Raw genomic sequence first — 18,024 nt, 5'->3', positions numbered from 1 at the left:
ACCGCCGTGACTCCGAAAGCGCATGCCACCGCAGGCCTGGTCGCGTCCAATGCAGCGTGGAATCTCGCGCGCTATGTCATCAACTGGATGGTGTTGCTCGTCGTTCCACCGTTCCTGATTCATCATATGGCGAACGACGCCTATGCGACCTGGATGCTGCTTCTGCAGATCGCCACCTATTATTCCACGGTCGACACCAACATGCAGACAACGGTGGCCCGTTTCACCGCCCGATCGGTGGCGCGGGAGGATCGCGAGGATCTGAGCGTCACGCTGTCGAGTATTCTCGCGTTCCTGATCATTCTGGCGTTCAGCATCCTGCTGCTGGGGCTGGTGGCAGCGGCGATGCTGGGGGTGGTATTCCCATCCATCCCGCGTGCGTTGCTGCCGACCGCGCAACTCAGCGCCGTGATCATTGTCGGGGCATTGGTTGTTTCGCTTCCGTTCGTCACGATCGTGGGCGCGTTTTTGGGCTATCAACGCAACCAGGTCGTCACGGTCGCCATCGTCCTGTCAAAACTGGCCAATGGCGTGGCGATGATCCTGGCGGTGATATTTGGCGGCGCGCTGATCAGTCTTGCCGTTTGTTTCGCTCTGACGACACTGATGGCGCCGCTGATCTATCTTCGTTTCTGGTCTCGGTTTCATGGCGCGGTGAAACTGCGATGGGCATCCGTGCGGGCGGCGGTCGTGCGCGATTTCGCGGGCTATTCCGGTGCTGTGGGGCTCGTCACGATGTCGAGCATCCTCATGTCCGGGCTGGCATTGCCGATCGTCGGCATCTATGATTTTGCCGCCGTGCCGGCCTTCTCATTGGCGTTTACCTATGCGAACATGTTGCTGATCCCGCAGGCTGCGATCCTGGCGGCGGCATTGCCGATGTTGTCGGGGCGCAGCGTCGACAACGATCCGATAGCGATGGGCAATCTGCTGCTTCGCTTTGCACGGTTTTCAAGTGTCTCGCTTGCGCTGTTCACGGCGGGGTTGCTGATTATCGCCCCGTTTTTCCTGCGCTTGTGGATCGGGCCGGTGCTCGCCGAGCAGGTTCGGCTACCCGCAACGCTGCTCGTGCTGGCTCAGTTCGTCGGGTTGACCACCCATCCTTACCGGATTGCAATATTGGGGGTCGGGCAGGTCATGAAGACGATTCCCGCCATCCTGATCGAGGGCGTGACCAGCATCATCTTGTCGCTGGTGCTGGTGCGCTGGTGGGGCGGGACGGGCGTGGCAATGGCGATCCTGTTCGCCTCGCTGATCGGGGTGGTGGGCCAGTGCCTTATCAGCATGCCTCGAACGACGGCGATCGTGTCACGACCTCTGGCCTATACCGCCGCGGCGCTCGGCCGTCCGCTGCTCGCGATCCTGCCGACGATCGCGGTCACAATCCTGTTCTGGAATGATCCGCTGTCGATCGCCGCCACGGCGGGCGTTGGTACTGTCGTGCTCGGCGCAGCGCTGGCCTTTGTCGTCTATTTCAATCTGACGGCATCGGAGCGCCAGGCGGGTCATGCGATGGCGCTGGCGGGTATCCGGCGATTTCAACGACGAATCACGCCCACGGAGCGTAGCGAATGACCGGAGTTACCAGTGCGATCGTCGTGACATTTCATCCCGACGATGACGTCGAACGCAATCTTCGCGCACTCGTTGCGGAGGCCGACCATGTCGTCGTCGCCGACAACGGATCGTCTTCCACCGAATTGGCGGGGATCGAGGCGATGGCGAATGCCGGTGAACTGACTCTCATCAAGCTCGGGCGCAATGCGGGCCTCGGTGCGGCGCTGAATGCCGGTCTGCGCGAAGTGCGCGCGCGCGGGAGCCAGTGGGTATGCCTGTTCGATCAGGACAGCCGGGTCGCGCCGGGCTTCGTCGACGCGATCACGACCTTCGCCGGTGAGGCGGAAAGGGCGCTCGTCGTGCCACGCTACATCGATCGCTCGACGCAGGAAGAAATTCCGTTGCTCCGGATCGGCGATGGGCCCGTGGAGGCCGTGATGACGTCGGGAATGACGTTGAGCCTGGCGGCAGTCGAAAAGATCGGACTGTTCGATGAGGGGTATTTCATCGACTGTACGGATTACGAATATAGTACGCGGGCACGGCAGCTTGGTTATCAGTTGCTACAATGCGGGCAGGCGACCTTGTACCATGCCCCCGCGAAGCGAAAGAAAGTCGTCGTTTTCGGTCGGACGATCTGCACGGTCTCGCACTATTCTCCAAAGAGGCGATATTATATCGCCCGCAATTCGATCTATATCCTGCGAATGAGTAGGACGTTTCCAGGTCTGTATCGGAGCTTGCTACGCGCGACGGTTGCGGAGACCGTGAAGGCGATGTTGTTCGAGAAGCACCGTTTGCGTTCCGCCGGCATGATCTTACGCGGCGTCAGGGATGCCCGCCGTCACGTGACCGGCTATACGGTGAAGCTTTAGGTCGCTTCACGCTCGGACATCGAGCCAAGCGTGGGCGCGATGCCCTCGCCAGCCTTCTGAACGAGCCGCCAGGACCATCGCGCACGTGACATCGGCGATGCCATTGTGTGGGGCCATGACCACTTGAACTCGCCAAGGCGTGCTGTATCAGGAGGCGTCAGCCTGACCATGCCTAGCGGTTTGGCCAAAATTTCGCATTGAGCGAAGCCTTCTGGCGACGTTAAAACACGAGTTGCTTGCTGTGATTAGGATGCCGAACGGTGCCTTGGCACCCACGATCGAAACCGATCCGCAGACGCTCTCCCTGCCGGAAATGGGTAATCATGATGGCGTGACCTCCAAGCGCAGCTTGAGGGTCCGCCTGCTCACCTATCTGGTATTGCTCGATTTCGTGACGCTGTGTGCTGGCATGATGGCGGCGTCATGGTCGTATCTCGGCAGTATCGGGCATGAGCGCTTGCTGATGCTGCTCCCGCTTCTGCTGCCGGTCTATTATCTCACCGCGATCCGGCAGCAGGCCTATCGCCCTGCGATCGTCATCCATGCATCGCCCAGTATGCGGCGGGCTTGCCTCTCTCTGCTGACGGCGATGCTGATCGTTATCAGCGTCACCTTCGTACTGAAATCGTCGGACTCGCTGTCGCGCGGTCTTGCGCTGGGCGGAACGCTCGGCAGTTGCGTGCTGTTGATCATAGGGCGATATTGTTTTGCCAGGCACGCCTATGCCTTGCTGAACGGCAGCCCGGAAAGCGAAGTCGTACTGATCGAGGATTTCGATCCTCCGATCGGCTGCACCTCGTATAAGATCGATCTCAAGACGTTGAATATCGTACCCAATATCAACGATCCGGCGATGCTCGACCGGATCGGCCGACTGCTTCACGACACAGACCGGGTTATCCTTGCCTGCCAGCCCGAACGTCGCGGCGTATGGGCGGCCGCGCTCAAGGGCGTCGGCGTCAATGTCGAGGTTCTTACCCCCGAGCTGGACGCGATCGGGGCGATCAGTACGACCCGTTACCACGATATCGCAACGACCCTGATCGCTACGGGGCCGCTCAATGCCGTCGATCGGGTGATCAAACGGCTGTTTGACCTGACGGTCGCGCTGTCGACGCTGATCCTGCTATTCCCCTTGTTGCTGGGCCTCGCAATTCTCATCAAACTCGACTCGCCGGGGCCGGTGCTGTTTGTGCAGGATCGCATCGGCAAGGGTAACCGCATGTTCCGGATGTTTAAATTCCGCAGCATGCGCAATGATCTGCTCGATCATACGGCCAGCAAACTTACCACCCGCAATGATGCCCGTGTCACTCGGGTCGGTCGGTTCATTCGCAAGACCAGCCTGGACGAACTGCCGCAGATGCTGAACGTGCTCCGGGGTGACATGAGTATCGTCGGCCCCCGCCCTCATGCGACCGGCGCGCTGGCGGGAACGGTACTTTACTGGGAGGTGACGTCGAATTACTGGAGCCGCCATGCGGTCAAGCCTGGTTTGACGGGGCTGGCACAGGTCCAAGGGTTTCGCGGCAATACAGAGACGAGCGACGATCTGCTCAACCGTGTCCAAGCCGATCTTGCCTATCTGGAGAATTGGTCGATCTGGCGCGACATCATGCTTGTTTTGCAGACCTTCCGCGTGCTGACGCACCGTAATGCATTTTGAAGCGATAGGACTGCCGCGAGGACGGCGAAGGTTGCGGAAAACCTTGATCGGGTTTCACCGATCCCCCCAAATCCGTCCCGTACAGGGGTCAGATCGGATGACATCGTCCGCATACACTGCTATCCGCCCCGCTGTCATGGGACGATGACGGCAAAAGAGCCGCGATTACGGCGCGGCTGCGATCGCTGGCGAAGGGACAATCGTGGACGCATTGATCGGTTATACTGGTTTCGTTGGCGGCTGCCTGCGTAGACAACGTGGTTTCGATCAATATGTGAACCGTAGCAACATAGATGCTTTGGCTGGGGCCGCGTTCGACACCGTCGTCTGTGCCGCCGCGCCGGGATCGATGTTCGAGGCCAATCGCGATCCCGAACGTGACGAACGGCACATCCGGGCCTTGATTGATCAGCTCCGGAGGATCCGCGCCAAGCATTTCATATTGATCTCGACCATTGCCGTTCTTGAAAAGTTCAGCGCGAACAGTGAGATGGAAGCGCGGTACGAAACGGAGCTGGCCTATGGTCGAAATCGACGCGCGCTCGAAGTCGCGATGGCCGATCATTTTCCCAACACGCTGATCGTTCGTCTGCCTGCCCTTTTCGGGTCCGGGTTGAAGAAGAATTTCCTGTTCGATATTCTCAATCCCATGCCATCGATGCTGCCATCGGCGCGGCTGGCGGCTCTGAGCGACACACTGGAAGCGCAGGATGCCGATCTGGTCGGTCGTTTATACAAGCACAGCGTGGCCTTGGACATGATGGTGTTGGACCGCGCGGACCTCCAGGCGTCGGGACGACGCTCGGCGCTCGAGGTCGCGGTCGAGGCCGCAGGCTTTGCGGCAAGCGGATTCACCAATCCCGATAGCGAGTTCCAGTTTTACAACATGGCACGCCTATGGGGCGATATCGAGCGAGGACTGGCGGCCAACCTCTCGGTCCTGCATATCGCGCCTCCTCCACTGAAGGCCGCAGCGGTCTATGCGGCGGTGAATGGCACGCCGATGCCGCGTCACAATGCCCGTCTGCACCGAGAAGACATGCGAACCGCCCATGCGGCCTTATGGGATCAGAAGGGGGCCTATTTGGCGAAACCCGACACGTTGTTGAGCGAACTGGCCGAGTTCATCGCCGTGCAGCGGGCCGTCGCGTGAAACTCGCCGTATCCAACATCGCCTGGCCCGTCGATCGCCTGGCGGAGGCCTATGCGATGCTCCGCGATCATGGGGTCACCGGGTTGGAGATCGCACCGGGCTTGTTCCTCGCCCATGCTGCCGATCCGTTCCGCCCGTCGCCGGACGAACTTCGCACCGCGACCGATGCGGTGAGGGACGCAGGTCTGGAGCTGGTCTCGATGCAGTCCCTGCTGTTCGGCGTCGCGGATGCGGCCTTGTTCGAGGGAGCGGAAGCACGCGACGCGCTGACCGCGGCCATGCATAGGGCCATCGACCTTGCCGGGCGTCTGGCCATCCCGACACTGGTATTCGGCTCGCCGCGCCAACGACAGATCCCCGCGACACTGGATGCGGAGCGGGCCGACGCGATCGCGATCGCCATGTTCCGAACGCTGGGTGATCGGGCTGCCTCCTGCGGCACCCGGATCGCCATGGAACCCAACCCCGCGGCCTATGGCACCAATTTCCTGAACCGGATGGAGGAAGCCGACGCCTTCGTCCGGCGTGTCGACCATCATGCCATCGTGTTGAACTTCGATATCGGTGCCCTGCACATGGAGGGAGACTTCACGCGGATCGAACGCATCGCGGCGGCTACGATTGATCGCATCGGCCATGTTCATATCAGTGAACCGCAACTTGCTCCCGCTCCCGCCGACGCCGGCCAGGCGGCGCAGGCGCTTCGCGCGTTACGGGATGCCGGCTATCAGGGTTGGTACAGCATCGAGATGAAGGCCGCCATGCTGGACCCGCTGGACGCGATACGTCGCTCGCTCGACACTTTGGGCCAAGCCGTACAGGAGGTAACGGATGTCGCCGCCTAGGCCACGCGAAGACATACTCGTATCGGTCTGCCTCACCGAAGCACCGGTCGATGCCGATGCGCTGGCCCAGCTTGAGACGTTGATGATCCGGCTGGCACAACGTTTCCGCTATTTCGAACTCCTGATCGCGATCGATGCGGAGCAGGGTGATGCGGCGATGCTGCGCGTCCTCGGGGCTAATTTGCGCATATTGACGCTGCGTACCGGTATCTCCTTCTATCGCCGTCGCGCTGCGGTGGCCATGGAGGCGATCGGCGATATCGTGGTGCTGACGACGCCGACGGAACTCGCGCTGTTCGACATTCTCCATATGATCGACGATGCCATAGCGTCGTCGTCGATCGTCGTCGGGCGTCGCGGACAGACGAGAATGCTTGATCCCGCCCTGTCCGCGCTGGGCAGGGGAGCCGGTTTCCGGGTCAGCACGCGCGACATGCGAACCGCCGCCTATCCGCGCACTCTATTGAACCGGCTCCTGGCCCATCCCGATCATCGGCTGGCCCTGCGCTTCGCTCCGATCGATGCGGGTATCCCGGTCCGTGAGCATCCCCCGGAAAGCCTGATCCCGCGTCCCCGTGAAGGGCGTCTGCACCGTCTCAAGCTATTGCATCGTCTTCTGATCAGCTCAGCACCCGCCGTGCTGACGGTTGTGGCACTGGGCGGGTTGCTGGCCGCGGGGGTCGCCTGCATCTTCACGATCTATGTCATTGTCGTATGGGCGACGTTCGACTCCGTCGAACCGGGTTGGTTGACCACATCGCTGGCGCTGAGCATGACGGCGTTGTTTCTGGGCATCGCCTTTCTGGGCCTCTCGATCGGGCTGCAAAAGCTGCTGGAAGCGGTTTCGATCGCCACCGACGACGACGTGGTGGGCGAGGCCAGTTCGATCGACCTGTTCGGCAAGGTGATCGAGGAGCTGAATGTCGAAGTCGAGTTCAGCCGTAGCAAGAATCTTGCCGGACCGGGGCCTGGGCGTCCGTGACCAGATCTACGACGCAGGTCGATTATCTGGTGATTGGCGGCGGGTTCTATGGCTGCGCGCTTGCCCTTTTCCTGCGGTCCTTGTCCCCCCGGGTGATGCTGGTCGACGCCGGCAAGGAACTGCTGGGCCGGGCGTCGCGCGTCAATCAGGCCCGGGTGCATACCGGGTTCCATTATCCTCGCAGCGCGCTGACCGCGGTCAAGTCGATGGTACTGCACCGTCGCTTCGCAGAAGATTTTCCCGAAGCCGTGATCGACGATTTTCAGATGCTGTACGCAATAGCGCGTCGCGGCTCCAAGGTGTCGGCCAAGCGATTTCACCGCATGTTCGAGGACATGCGCGCGCCGATCATGCCAGCGACCGCATCGCAATCGGCATTGTTCGACGACGATCGCATCGAACAGGTCTTCTCCTGTACCGAATACGCTTTCGACTATTCGGTCCTGCAGCGTTTCATGGGCGAACGCCTGGCGGCATTGGATATCGATGTCCGTCTTGAAACGGCGGTCACGGGACTGACCCAGCGGCCGGGCGGCGTCGTATGTGCCCTGTCTTCGGGGCAGGAAGTCGAAGCGCGCTATGTCTTCAACGTCACCTATGCGCAGATCAACCATGTGCTGGATATGGCGGGGCTGCCGAACGCGGCGGTAAAGCACGAACTGGCGGAAATCGCTCTTGTTCAGGTTCCCGATGAGCTGAACGGCTATGGCATCACCATCATGGACGGCCCGTTCCTGTCGTGCATGCCTTATCCGGCAGCCGGGCTGCATTCGCTGACGCACGTCCGCTACACGCCGCAAGCCAGCTGGACCGATCAGTCCGCCGGGCGATCGGCCTATGCCGTATTCGATGCGATAACCCCGGAATCGCGTCATCGTCACATGTTGCTCGACAGCCAGCGCTACGTGCCCGCTTTGGCCCAAGCGCGATGGGAACGATCCCTGTACGATGTCAAGACGGTGCTCATCAAAAACGAGAATGATGACGGCCGCCCGATCCTTTTCCAAAGGCGCCCCCAGGATTCGAGAATAGTGTCGGTCATGGGTGGAAAAATCGACAATATCTATGATCTTTTCGAGATCATGCGGTTGAGCGAACCGGAATGGGCGAGCGGCAATGATCGCTTCGTCTATCCGCGGACCATCCTGGGATCGGCGTGACGAAGCTGTTCGCTCATCCGATCGTACGTTTCGGGATCGTTGCGTTGTTGGGGCTTGCCATCGATCTCGGCACCGCATGGTTGCTGGCATCATGGGGCGTGCCTCTGCCGGGGGCCGCAGCGGCGGGCTTCGTCGTTGCCGCCATCGTGAATTATGTCATCCACGAACGCTGGACATTCCGAACCGAGGCAAGCCTTTCGGCCACCCGTGGCAGCCGTTATCTGGCCGTCCTGATCGTGACGTTGGGTGTCCGGGTCGTCATGGTCGCCATTCTCGAACGTGCCGTTTTCTCCGCCCCGCAACAACGGGCATTGCCGTTGCTGCTGGCAGTAGCCGTATCGTTCCTCGTAAATTATAGCTTGAGCAAACGGTTTGTCTTCGTCCGGGGCGAGCGTTGATTACTGCTTAACCGATACGCTCATCTTCAGAAAGTTTTCCTAGCATGAATAACGCGTTGCGATCTCAATGGCAGGTACCGGCCGGTCGCGAGGATCGTTTCGACGCCAAGCGTCATGCCCATGCCCTGGTGATTCCCGTCATCAACGAAGGGCAACGGATACGCGCCCAGCTCGAACGGATTGCGGCGGCCCATCTGCCGGTCGACGTGATCGTAGCCGATGGAGGCTCGACCGACGGGTCGCTCGATGCCGATTTCCTGCGTGCCACCGGTGTGTGCGCGCTGCTGACGAAAACGGGGCCGGGGAAACTGAGTGCGCAATTGCGCATGGCCTATGCCTGGTGTCTCGATGAGGGCTATGACGGCATCGTCACCATCGACGGCAATGGCAAGGACAATGTCGAAGCCGTCTCGTTGTTCGTGGACCGATTGAGTGCGGGCTACGACTATGTCCAGGGATCCCGCTATCTGAAGGGCGGCGCGGCCGAGAACACGCCGCTCGAGCGGACGATCGGCAACCGCATGATCCATGCACCGATGCTCAGCATCGCCGCGCGGCACTGGTTCACCGATACGACCAATGGCTTCCGTGCCTATTCGCCACGCTATCTGCTCGACCCGCGTGTCCAGCCCTTTCGGGACGTGTTCGCGCGTTACGAACTGCTGTTCTACCTGACGGTCAGGGCCAGTCAGCTGGGCTTCAAGGTCGGCGAAGTTCCGGTCCGCCGCAGCTATCCGGTCGGTGAGCCGATCCCGACCAAGGTAACCGGTACCGGCGCCAAGCTGCAGATGCTCAAGCAGACGTTTCGCGCGGCACGCGGCGCATTCAATCCATCGACAGGACAGGACGGATGAACGTTACACCCACCGGACGCTCGCCGCTCGGGATCGGCCTGGCGGTGCTGTTGATCGCTTTTGCCGTCTTCAGCGCATTATCGGTGCCGCTGGCCACACCGCTGCTCGATCCCTTTCATGAAGGCGAATATCTTTCGCCGCGGCTGTATTTTCTCGGCAATTCCAGTGGATTGCCACTGCTGATCCACGGCGTGTTGAACTATGCACCCGCGCAATGGGCTGCCGCCCTTTGTGGATCGGACCATGTCGTGATCTGTACCCGGGCCGCCAATATGTGGTTGGCCGCCGCGGCATCGGCGATCTGGGCGCTGTCCGCCGCAGGATTGATGCGGTCCCGCCAGACGGCCTGGCTGGCCGGATTGACCGCCGGACTGCTGCTGTTGCTGTTCAACGGGACGCGGATAGATCCCGTCGGCCTGCATCAGGGCGCGCCTTCGGTGCGTGACCTCCTGTTGCTGTGCGAACTGGCCGCGCTGCTGGCCGTTCTGAAATGCGGCAGACCTTATCTGCTGGGTGTGTTGTTCGCCGCTGCCGGCATCGCGGCGGCCATTGGACTGTTCTGGGCCTATAGCCGCGGGTTGGTCGGGGTCGTCATGCTGATAGGCGGCCTGGTGCTCGCCTGGTATGCGGGCCGATCGCCGCGGATGATCCTTGTCGCCCCGATCGCGTTTCTGGCCACCCTGGCAGGAATGTACCTCCACGATCCGGCCATGTTCGGTCAGCATGTCGCCAATATCCGGTACTGGGGACAACATCGCGAAATCTGGGCCCGGCCCTTTCCTGTACGCGACATGGTGTTTGGGGTTGTCTATGCGGGCGTGATCGCCGTCGGGGTCCTTCGCGCGGCTCAGCTTCATCTTGCCGCACGCCGCAGCGAGGCCGCGACCCTGCTGCTTCTGACGATCCCGATCGCGGCCATCTTCTACCAGTCGATCAACCGCTCGGACCTCAGCCACCAGATGTGGGTCATGCCATTCGCCTATCTGCTGGTTGTAACATTCGTCGCCACCCTTGCCTGGCCGCTGCAACTGTCCATGCGATGGTATAGGGCCGCCCTGGCTGTGGTCGGTGCCATGATATTGCTGGTCCTGGCCGTTCACGGGCTGCGCCGGCCCGACAGCATCATCGCACATGGACCGGGCAGCAATCTCGCGCTGGTGACGCGGCCCTTGCCGGGCGATGAGGCGCTGGAGGGGAACTCGGCTCGCCTCGTCGGCGCCATGCTGCGTTCGACCGGACAGCATTGTACCTATGCGATGAACAATGGCGGGGCCTATTATGAAGCGGCGGGCCTGCCGCCATGCACTTCGGCAATGTACCCGGTATATGCCGCCGAAGGCCCTGAAGAAGCACGGATCATCGCCGACCTGGAACGCACTCGTCCGCTTCTGATCATAGGTCATGACGGCAGTTGGAGCGATGTGATCGACGACAAGTCGATTGCGGATCGCACGCCTAGGCTATCGGCCTGGCTCGATCGGCATTATCCCGTGTCGGGTCATATCGATAAGGTCGAAATACGCCGTCGACGGGACACCGGGAAAGGCGAGGGGAAGGTCGACGAAGCTGTACGATCCTGAACGGATCGGTCTAGTCCCGGCGGATGCGCCGGGTTAGCCGGTACGCGCCTCTCGCTCGGCCCGTTCGGGGGAAATGCCCGAAGGCTGAGCAAAGCGGTGCCGGTAAGGTTTTCAGGCTTTCTCGATTATGCTGAGTTGCCAGCCCCTAACGAAGGCCGGGGGCGCGCCTGCCGTGCGAGCGATCCCCGTGTGGAACCGCCCCATGGGGCATCCTTTCGGGTTGCGGCGTCAAACGCCAGCTTCACCGTCAAGGCGATTTTGTAAAAGTAAGGGGCGTCACACCTCCAGGATGAACGCCGCCTGATCGCCACGGTGCTGACGGTTGAGCGCACGGGCCTTCATCCGGTACCGCAGGATCGCCATTTTGCCGAAGGTCGTGTTACGCCGCGGATCGGACAAGGGGATATCCCGTTGGTAAAGTTCGCTACCGGTGAACTGGAATTCTCCGGAATCGTCGATGGTGCTCGTAAGGCGGAGGCCCGCTGCGGATGCCGCACGAGCCACGCCGTCGCGTGACAGCAGCACGAAGTGACGCGGCGCGTCGAGTTGAACCCAGTCGGTGCCGTACCGGTCCCACGCTTCGCAGGATACAGTCGGGATGCGCACGATCACCCGTCCGCCCGGCCGCAGCACACGCCGTGCCTCGGTCAGCGAGGCGATAGGATCGTCAACATGCTCCAGCGAATGATTGAACATGACGACGTCGTAAGTGTCGGTCACCTCGTGAATGAACTTCTTGCTGACCGGCACGCCCGTTGCCGTACGAAGATCCGCGGCAATGAACGGATCGACACCCGCGAGGCGGGTGTAACCGGCATTGGCCATCCGATCGAGCAACTCTCCCGACCCACATCCCACGTCGAGAACATGGCTGGACTTATCGCGGATAAGGTCGCCGATCAGTTCCGTTGTCGGATCGGGCTTGAGCATGCTAACGACGAAGCCGGCGACGCCTCTACGGGCGCGCAGATTATGCTGGTCGCGACTGTCGATCAGCCACTTTTTAAGCGGTGTACGCTCGACGGTGCTGAAAGAATAATAACCTTCGCCATAGTAGCGCGCAATATCGGCGGGGAGTTCGGCAATCTGCAACGTGCCGCAATCGCCACAGAGGAAGTACGGGAAAACGTCCCGCGTCCCGAACATCATTTCGCGGGCCGCATACTCCGTATGATCAACGTCGTGGCCGCAAACCCTGCATGAATGGATGGTCATCGAAATCCCCGAAATCTGCGTCGCCACCGTCAAACCTTAAATATGATATGATACGAGCGGCATTATGTGGCCCGGTTATACCGCACCACTCCATGCCGTCCATCCAGATCGGGGGCGACGCATAAGCTCTTTACGAGCGTACACTAACATTTCGAGCACTAACGCCCGCCTGCCAATGCCGCAAGCAGAACGAGTATGGCGATTGCGATTGAGCAACCCCAAATTTCTAGACGCCTTCCGCTTTCAAATCTGCTGCCGTTCGAACTCGACGGGCGGCGGCATTGTCTTGGCAGTTGCCGCTGACGCGGTCCGTGGAATGTGACCACGCTGAGGTAGAATCCGCCTCGAGCTGACCTGCTGCCCGTTTCTAAGACCGTTTTAAGCGGTCGAGCTACCACTATCGTGCGTGCCGTGCGGATCAGGCCGACCTGAAGAAGCGGATGAAGAAGATCGCCGAGACGCGGGTGCGGTATGAACCGCGCCGGGTTTGTCGGAGGCTCCAACTCCTGAGAGGAAGGGGCTATGACGAGCAAGACCACGAACAAGTTTTCGCCTGAGGTGCGCGCGCGCGCCGTGCGGATGGTGCTGGATCACGAGAAGGATCACCCGTCGCGCTGGGCAACGGTGGTGTCGATTGCAGCGAAGATTGGCTGTGCCGGCCAAACTCTGCACGAGTGGGTGAAGAAGGCCGAGGTCGATAGCGGCACGCGTGTCGGCGTGCCGAGCGATGTTGCCGACCGGATGAAGGCGTTGGAACGCGAGAACCGGGAGCTGCGCCAGGCCAACGAGATACTCAGGAAAGCGTCGGCGTATTTTGCGATGGCGGAGCTCGACCGCCGAGCGAGGTGATGGTGTCGTTCATCGACGCGCATCGTGAGGTGTACGGGGTCGAGCCGATCTGCCGGGTTCTGCCGATCGCCCCATCCACCTACCATGCGCATGCAGCCAGAAGGATTGAGCCGACCAGGAGGTCGGCTCGGGCTCGGCGTGATGATGCGCTCGGGCTGGAGGTGCGCCGCGTGTTCGAGGAGAACTTCCGCGTCTACGGCGTGCGCAAGGTCTGGCGCCAGCTGCGGCGGGAGGGGTTCGACATCGCCCGCTGCACCGTTGCCCGCCTGATGCGGACGATGGGCTTGGCCGGCGTGATCCGCGGCAAGCCGGTGCGCACCACTGTCAGCGACAGGACGGCGTCATGCCCGCTCGACCGGGTAAACCGGCAATTCCGTGCGCCGGCGCCGAACATGCTCTGGGTGTCGGACTTCACCTACGTCGCGACCTGGGCAGGCTTTGTCTACGTCGCCTTCGTCATTGACACCTATGCCCGCCGGATCGTCGGCTGGCGCGCCAGCCAGAGCGCGCATGCCGGCTTCGTCCTTGATGCGCTTGAGCAGGCACTGCACGACCGTCGGCCACTTCGGGGTGGCGGCCTCGTCCACCACTCCGACCGCGGCAGCCAGTATGTGTCCATCAAGTACACCGAGCGCCTCACCGAAGCGGGCATCGAGCCGTCGGTCGGAAGCGTCGGAGACAGCTACGACAACGCTTTGGCCGAGACCATCAACGGCCTCTACAAGGCCGAGGTGATCCACAAGCGCGGACCCTGGCGCAGCTTCGAGGCCGTCGAATACGCCACGCTGGAATGGGTCGACTGGTTCAACCATCGCCGGCTGCTAGAACCCATCGGCAACATCCCGCCTGCCGAAGCCGAAGAGCAATTCTATGCTGCCGCCAACATCATCGATATGGCAGCGTGACTCACATCCAATGGCCTCCGGCAAACCCGGCGCGGTTCAGTATGGCTATTGCCGCATTCATGTACTGCTCCGGCGCGAGGGCTGGGACTGAAACGCAAAGCGTGTCTATCGGCTTTACAAGGAGATGGGGTTGCAGCTGCGGCAAACCCCCGAAGCGTCGGGTGAGGGCGAAGCTGAGAGAAGGACGCTGCGCGGCGTCTTATTCGAAAGACGTGTGAGCTATGGACTTCGCCCAAGACCAATTCGCGACGGGGCCAAAGCTGCGTATCCTGACGGTGGTCGATACCTTCAGCCGGTTCTCGCCGGCGGTGGTGCCGCGGTTCAGCTTCCGGGCGCCGGACGTCATGGAGGTGCTTGAACGGGTTTGCGGCGAGATGGGTTATCCGGCGTCGATCCGCATTGACCAAGGCAGCGAGTTCATCTCGCGTGACTTGGATCTGTGGGCATATACCCGAGGTGTCACGCTGGACTTTAGCCGACCGGGCAAGTCGACGGACAATGCGTTCATCGAATCCTTCAACGGCAAGTTCCGAGCGGAGTGCCTGAACCAGCACTGTTTCATGAGCCTCGACGACGCGGCCCGAAAATGCAAGGAGTGGCGCAGAGACTACAGCGAGGTGCGACCGCATAGCGCCATCGGCAACAAGACGCCGATATCGTTGGTGAACCGGTCAGCGGCACATGGACCGCCGCTGCCGGCAGATGCTGAATGACGGCCAGCAGAGAGGTCCAAGAACGGGTAGCAGCTCAACCTTGAGCTTCTTCATGACCGCAGGTCTGCCACTACACCGGCGCGACCGCGCTGCTCGATGATCGCGGCTACGACGCCGACTGGTTCCGCGACGCTCTTCAGGCCAGGGGCATCGAGCCCTGCATACTGGATCGAAAATCCCGTTACGAGCCGGTTAGATACGATAAGCGCTGCCACCTCGCCCAACCGTTATCTCCTGGCTGTGATGAACGAGTCCCGACTATAGAGGCTGTTATGGACTTGAGAGGTTTGCCGATTCACCCGAGGTGGGATGAGCATTCGCCGCAAGCCGTATCCATCTGACGTCAGCGACGAGGAATGGTTGCTGGCCGCGCCGTACCTACTGCTGCAACGCGCGGATGCCGGGCAGCGGGAGCATGACCTGCGGGAGGTGTTCAACGGCCTTCGCTACATTGTGAAGACGGGCGCGCCATGGCTGTGGATGCCGAACGATCTGCCGCCCCGGGCAGCAGTGTACCAGCAGACGCAGCACTGGCTGCTTCGAGGCGCTGGTGGACGACTCGCGCACAGTGCTGCGGCTGTCCGCGGGGCACAAGGCCGAGCCGCCCGCTGCGATCATCGACAGCCGGACGCTTCGATCGACCCCTCAGAGCGGCGAGCGTGCCGGCTATGACGGGGCCAAGCGCAAGAAGGGCTTGAAGATTCACATGGCCGTCGACACGCTGGGCCATCTGCTGGCCCTCCATGTCACGCCAGCCAGCGCCGAGGATCGCGGCGAGGTGGAGTGGCTCGTCCGCACCGCACAGGCGGTCAACGGCGCCACGGTCGAGATTGCCCGGGTGGACCAGGGCTATACCGGTGGGCGGGCCGTCTATGCCGCAGACAAGCATGGCATCGCGCTCGAAGTCGTCAAACTGCCACAGGCCAAGCGCGGCTTCGTCCTCCTGCCGCGCCGCTGGGACGTCTAGCAGTCATTCGCTTGGGCAACCCACTTCCGCCATCTCGTCAAAGATTTTGAACGCACGCTCAAACACTCGCTGGACTTCATGTCGTCGTCTTCGCCTGCATCATGATGAAGCAGGCTACCGCGATCGCCAAGGTTCATAACGGCCTCTAGCAAAAAAGCTGTCATTTGTATCTGTCACCTCTCTTTATTGTTCCTGCCGTTTAGAAAAGACATAATCTTCGCCAAATAGAAATGACCCCATCTGGCAGCAGCGGGGGCAGCGTGGGAGCCATCCAAGCAGCGCAGCGCTGCCCCCGCTGATGCGATCACCTCGCGGCTCCTGAACCCGAACCCGCTGCGACAGCAGCGGGCTCGGTCACGCCGATTTTCAGGCGCCCGACCTTTCCCGAAACTCCATGTCCGATGCCGCATTTCGGGAAAAAGCAATCGGGAACATATTTCGGGAAAACGCGCGACCTGAGCGGCCCACAGCGCACTCGTCGGCGTGCCAGCGTACCGGCCGACCTTCCTTTACGGGAACGCCGATCAGGCTCTGGTTAGCTCAGTTTTGCGCGTGATAGTCCAATGCTCCAGTCGTTTGTAGACGATCACCTTGTCGCCGATCAGATCTCCATGCCGGCGACAGAAGAGGTCGAGCTGATCGCGATCGCCGACCAGTTCGACACAGATCGTCAGATGCGGATCGGCAATTTCCGAGCCGTTCTCCCGGATCGGTTCGTGATTGCTGAAGCCGTAATGGGTATTTTGCGCGACGGCGTTGATGATGCCGTCCGCCTTCGCGGTGCGAATCAGCTCGCGATAGAGCGGCTTTGCCCCCCAGAAGCGACGCGGGCCGATCTTGTCGGACGGTTTCAGATAGATGCGCAGCATCCCGACTTCGCGGTGATGGACGGTGAAACGATTGGGCATGACGGGCTTTCGACAGGAAACAGGATCAGGCGCGCGTGCGCCGGCGAGAAGCGCGGTGCGTGCGGGCATCGCGCAGGGTCGCGTCGGGTGTGAGGTGTGCGGCAGGTACCTTTGGCACAGCGACGCGCTGCGACAGGTAGATGCCGTTGTGGCCTGAGCAGAGGTAGGCGACGAAGCACGCGACTGCGATCGGCACCGCATAGGCCGCGCCGAACAACTCGATCCCCATGAACGTGCAAGCCAGCGGTGTGTTGGCCGCGCCCGCGAACAGCGCGACGAAGCCGATCGCTGCGAATAGCCCCGACGGTACTCCGAACATCGGCGCGAGCGCATTGCCGAGCGCCGCGCCGATAAAGAACAGCGGCGTGACCTCGCCCCCCTTGAAGCCCGCGCTCAGGGTCACGACGGTAAAGAGCAGCTTCAGCGCCCAGCTCCACGAGTGCGTATCGGGACCAAAGAAGCTGGCGATGGTCAGGCTGTCCGGTGTCGCGGCGAGCGTACCCAGGCCAAGATAGTCGCGGGTTCCGAGCAGCCAGACCAGCGCAATCACGGCCAGCCCGCCGATAACGGGTCGTAGTGGGCCATAGGGGATCACGCGCTTCAACCATCCGCCCAGCGCGTGATTGGCCTCGGCAAAGGTCAGCCCGGTCAGACCGAAGGCAATGCCGGCGACACCGGCCTTGGCGACGAGCAGCGCGTCGACCGGCACCAGCGCATCGACATGGTAGACGCCGTGATGAATGCCCCAGGCAAGACAGGTCCAGTCACCGACCAGCGCCGCGACCAGGCATGGCACCAGCGCGCGATACTCGACCCGACCGATCGCCAGCACCTCCAGTGCAAAGACCGCGCCCGCAATCGGCGTCCCGAAGACCGCGCCGAACCCAGCCGCGATCCCGGTCATAAGGAGGGTGCGTGTCGCTTCCGCATCCAATCTGAGCGCGCGTCCAAACCCGCTGGCAAGACTGCCGCCCAACTGCACGGCGGTGCCTTCACGTCCCGCCGATCCCCCGAACAGATGTGTCACGACCGTGCCGAAGAAGATGAGCGGAGCCATGCGCAGCGGCACGCCGCCCCCCGGTTCGTGGATTTGCTCGACGATGAGGTTGTTGCCGCCTTCGACCGAGCGCCCTGTCAGATGGTAGAGCAGTCCGACCACGAACCCGCCGATCGGCAGCAGGTAGAGCAGCCAGGGAAAGGCGAAGCGAAGCCGGGTTACGGCGTCGAGGCTCCGCAGGAAGGCCGCGCAGAGCGTTCCCACCGCTGCGGCCATCGGGACCAGGATCAAAGCCCACCGCAGTACCGACGTGGCATGGGTGCGGCGATCGCGAATGAACGCTGCCATGTTGAACTGGTCATAGAGATTGCGAAATGTCGCGCGCACGATTCCTCCTTGC

The 18,024-nt window shown here is 61.7% G+C and carries 14 protein-coding genes, 3 pseudogenes and 1 other annotated feature; of the genes and pseudogenes, 14 read left to right on the top strand and 3 right to left on the bottom strand.

From position 1 onward, the window contains the following. Window positions 1–6 precede the first annotated feature (6 nt). The 10 genes from KV697_RS19810 to KV697_RS19765 all read left to right on the top strand — a co-directional run bounded on the left by KV697_RS19810 (window position 7) and on the right by KV697_RS19765 (window position 11,070). On the top strand, window positions 7–1,575 hold the full coding sequence (locus KV697_RS19810; RefSeq protein ID WP_219021533.1) for a hypothetical protein: 1,569 nt from the start codon (window positions 7–9) through the stop codon (window positions 1,573–1,575). Beyond that, window positions 1,572–2,432 carry a glycosyltransferase family 2 protein gene (locus KV697_RS19805; RefSeq protein WP_219021596.1) on the top strand — a complete coding sequence of 287 codons (861 nt, stop codon included), beginning with the start codon at window positions 1,572–1,574 and terminating at the stop codon, window positions 2,430–2,432. The genes KV697_RS19810 and KV697_RS19805 overlap by 4 nt, the downstream gene beginning before the upstream one ends. Window positions 2,433–2,682: 250 nt before the next feature. Continuing rightward, window positions 2,683–4,098 carry a sugar transferase gene (locus tag KV697_RS20235; RefSeq protein ID WP_257575923.1) on the top strand — a complete coding sequence of 472 codons (1,416 nt, stop codon included), beginning with the start codon at window positions 2,683–2,685 and terminating at the stop codon, window positions 4,096–4,098. A gap of 202 nt (window positions 4,099–4,300) precedes the next feature. Next, on the top strand, window positions 4,301–5,251 hold the full coding sequence (locus KV697_RS19795; RefSeq protein ID WP_219021595.1) for a hypothetical protein: 951 nt from the start codon (window positions 4,301–4,303) through the stop codon (window positions 5,249–5,251). Continuing rightward, window positions 5,248–6,096 carry a sugar phosphate isomerase/epimerase family protein gene (locus KV697_RS19790; RefSeq protein ID WP_219021594.1) on the top strand — a complete coding sequence of 283 codons (849 nt, stop codon included), beginning with the start codon at window positions 5,248–5,250 and terminating at the stop codon, window positions 6,094–6,096. The genes KV697_RS19795 and KV697_RS19790 overlap by 4 nt, the downstream gene beginning before the upstream one ends. Further along, window positions 6,083–7,078, top strand: a complete 996-nt coding sequence (locus KV697_RS19785) for a hypothetical protein (protein WP_219021593.1) — start codon at window positions 6,083–6,085, stop codon at window positions 7,076–7,078. Before KV697_RS19790 ends, KV697_RS19785 begins: the two co-directional genes overlap by 14 nt. Further along, window positions 7,075–8,238 (top strand): NAD(P)/FAD-dependent oxidoreductase, encoded by a 1,164-nt coding sequence (locus KV697_RS19780; RefSeq protein WP_219021592.1) that lies wholly within the window; start codon window positions 7,075–7,077, stop codon window positions 8,236–8,238. The genes KV697_RS19785 and KV697_RS19780 overlap by 4 nt, the downstream gene beginning before the upstream one ends. Further along, a complete protein-coding gene (locus KV697_RS19775) occupies window positions 8,235–8,636 on the top strand; it encodes a GtrA family protein (RefSeq protein ID WP_257575922.1) in 402 nt (133 codons plus the stop codon). The genes KV697_RS19780 and KV697_RS19775 overlap by 4 nt, the downstream gene beginning before the upstream one ends. Before the next feature lie 44 nt (window positions 8,637–8,680). Further along, complete coding sequence (locus KV697_RS19770; protein ID WP_219021591.1) at window positions 8,681–9,490, top strand: glycosyltransferase family 2 protein; 810 nt, start codon at window positions 8,681–8,683, stop codon at window positions 9,488–9,490. Beyond that, window positions 9,487–11,070, top strand: coding sequence for a hypothetical protein (locus tag KV697_RS19765; RefSeq protein ID WP_219021590.1), 1,584 nt, complete (start codon window positions 9,487–9,489; stop codon window positions 11,068–11,070). The genes KV697_RS19770 and KV697_RS19765 overlap by 4 nt, the downstream gene beginning before the upstream one ends. Window positions 11,071–11,346: 276 nt before the next feature. On the opposite strand, the gene KV697_RS19760 is transcribed toward KV697_RS19765, so the two are convergent. Further along, entirely contained in the window at window positions 11,347–12,312 is a 966-nt protein-coding gene (locus tag KV697_RS19760; protein WP_219021589.1) for a class I SAM-dependent methyltransferase, read from the bottom strand. Window positions 12,313–12,807: 495 nt separating this feature from the next. On the opposite strand from KV697_RS19760, the gene KV697_RS19755 reads away from it, so the two are divergent. The 4 genes and pseudogenes from KV697_RS19755 (at window position 12,808) to KV697_RS19740 (ending at window position 15,868) form a co-directional block, all read left to right on the top strand. Beyond that, a protein-coding gene (locus KV697_RS19755) for an IS3 family transposase (RefSeq protein WP_219018235.1) occupies window positions 12,808–14,039 on the top strand; the annotation gives its coding sequence in 2 pieces (ribosomal slippage) (window positions 12,808–13,099 and window positions 13,099–14,039; 1,233 coding nt in all). Beyond that, window positions 13,092–13,208: a sequence feature (AL1L pseudoknot), on the top strand. Its footprint overlaps the gene before it by 117 nt. Window positions 14,040–14,073: 34 nt before the next feature. Beyond that, window positions 14,074–14,752: pseudogene (locus tag KV697_RS19750) on the top strand (IS3 family transposase); the annotation flags it as partial. A gap of 59 nt (window positions 14,753–14,811) precedes the next feature. Continuing rightward, window positions 14,812–14,961 (top strand): annotated as a pseudogene (locus tag KV697_RS19745) (IS5 family transposase); the annotation flags it as partial. 100 nt (window positions 14,962–15,061) lie between these two features. Then, window positions 15,062–15,868: pseudogene (locus KV697_RS19740) on the top strand (IS5 family transposase). Between the two features lie 375 nt (window positions 15,869–16,243). On the opposite strand, the gene KV697_RS19735 reads toward KV697_RS19740, so the two are convergent. Both KV697_RS19735 and KV697_RS19730 read right to left on the bottom strand, forming a co-directional pair. Continuing rightward, on the bottom strand, window positions 16,244–16,627 hold the full coding sequence (locus tag KV697_RS19735) for a DUF190 domain-containing protein (protein ID WP_007406288.1): 384 nt from the start codon (window positions 16,625–16,627) through the stop codon (window positions 16,244–16,246). A gap of 25 nt (window positions 16,628–16,652) precedes the next feature. Then, window positions 16,653–18,011, bottom strand: a complete 1,359-nt coding sequence (locus KV697_RS19730; RefSeq protein WP_042489218.1) for a voltage-gated chloride channel family protein — start codon at window positions 18,009–18,011, stop codon at window positions 16,653–16,655. Window positions 18,012–18,024 lie beyond the last annotated feature (13 nt).

Origin of the sequence: Sphingomonas sanguinis (assembly GCF_019297835.1) — a bacterium.
In the GTDB taxonomy this organism is placed as follows: Bacteria; Pseudomonadota; Alphaproteobacteria; order Sphingomonadales; family Sphingomonadaceae; genus Sphingomonas; species Sphingomonas sanguinis_D.
This window is presented reverse-complemented; position numbering and strand designations above follow the sequence as displayed.

Excerpts from the sequence above, each read along its gene's own strand:
- KV697_RS19805 (WP_219021596.1), top strand. The coding sequence starts at position 1,572 with ATGACCGGAGTTACCAGTGCGATCGTCGTGACATTTCATCCCGACGAT.
- KV697_RS20235 (WP_257575923.1), top strand. The coding sequence starts at position 2,683 with ATGCCGAACGGTGCCTTGGCACCCACGATCGAAACCGATCCGCAGACG.
- KV697_RS19785 (WP_219021593.1), top strand. The coding sequence starts at position 6,083 with ATGTCGCCGCCTAGGCCACGCGAAGACATACTCGTATCGGTCTGCCTC.
- KV697_RS19770 (WP_219021591.1), top strand. The coding sequence starts at position 8,681 with ATGAATAACGCGTTGCGATCTCAATGGCAGGTACCGGCCGGTCGCGAG.
- KV697_RS19765 (WP_219021590.1), top strand. The coding sequence starts at position 9,487 with ATGAACGTTACACCCACCGGACGCTCGCCGCTCGGGATCGGCCTGGCG.
- KV697_RS19735 (WP_007406288.1), bottom strand. The coding sequence starts at position 16,627 with ATGCCCAATCGTTTCACCGTCCATCACCGCGAAGTCGGGATGCTGCGC.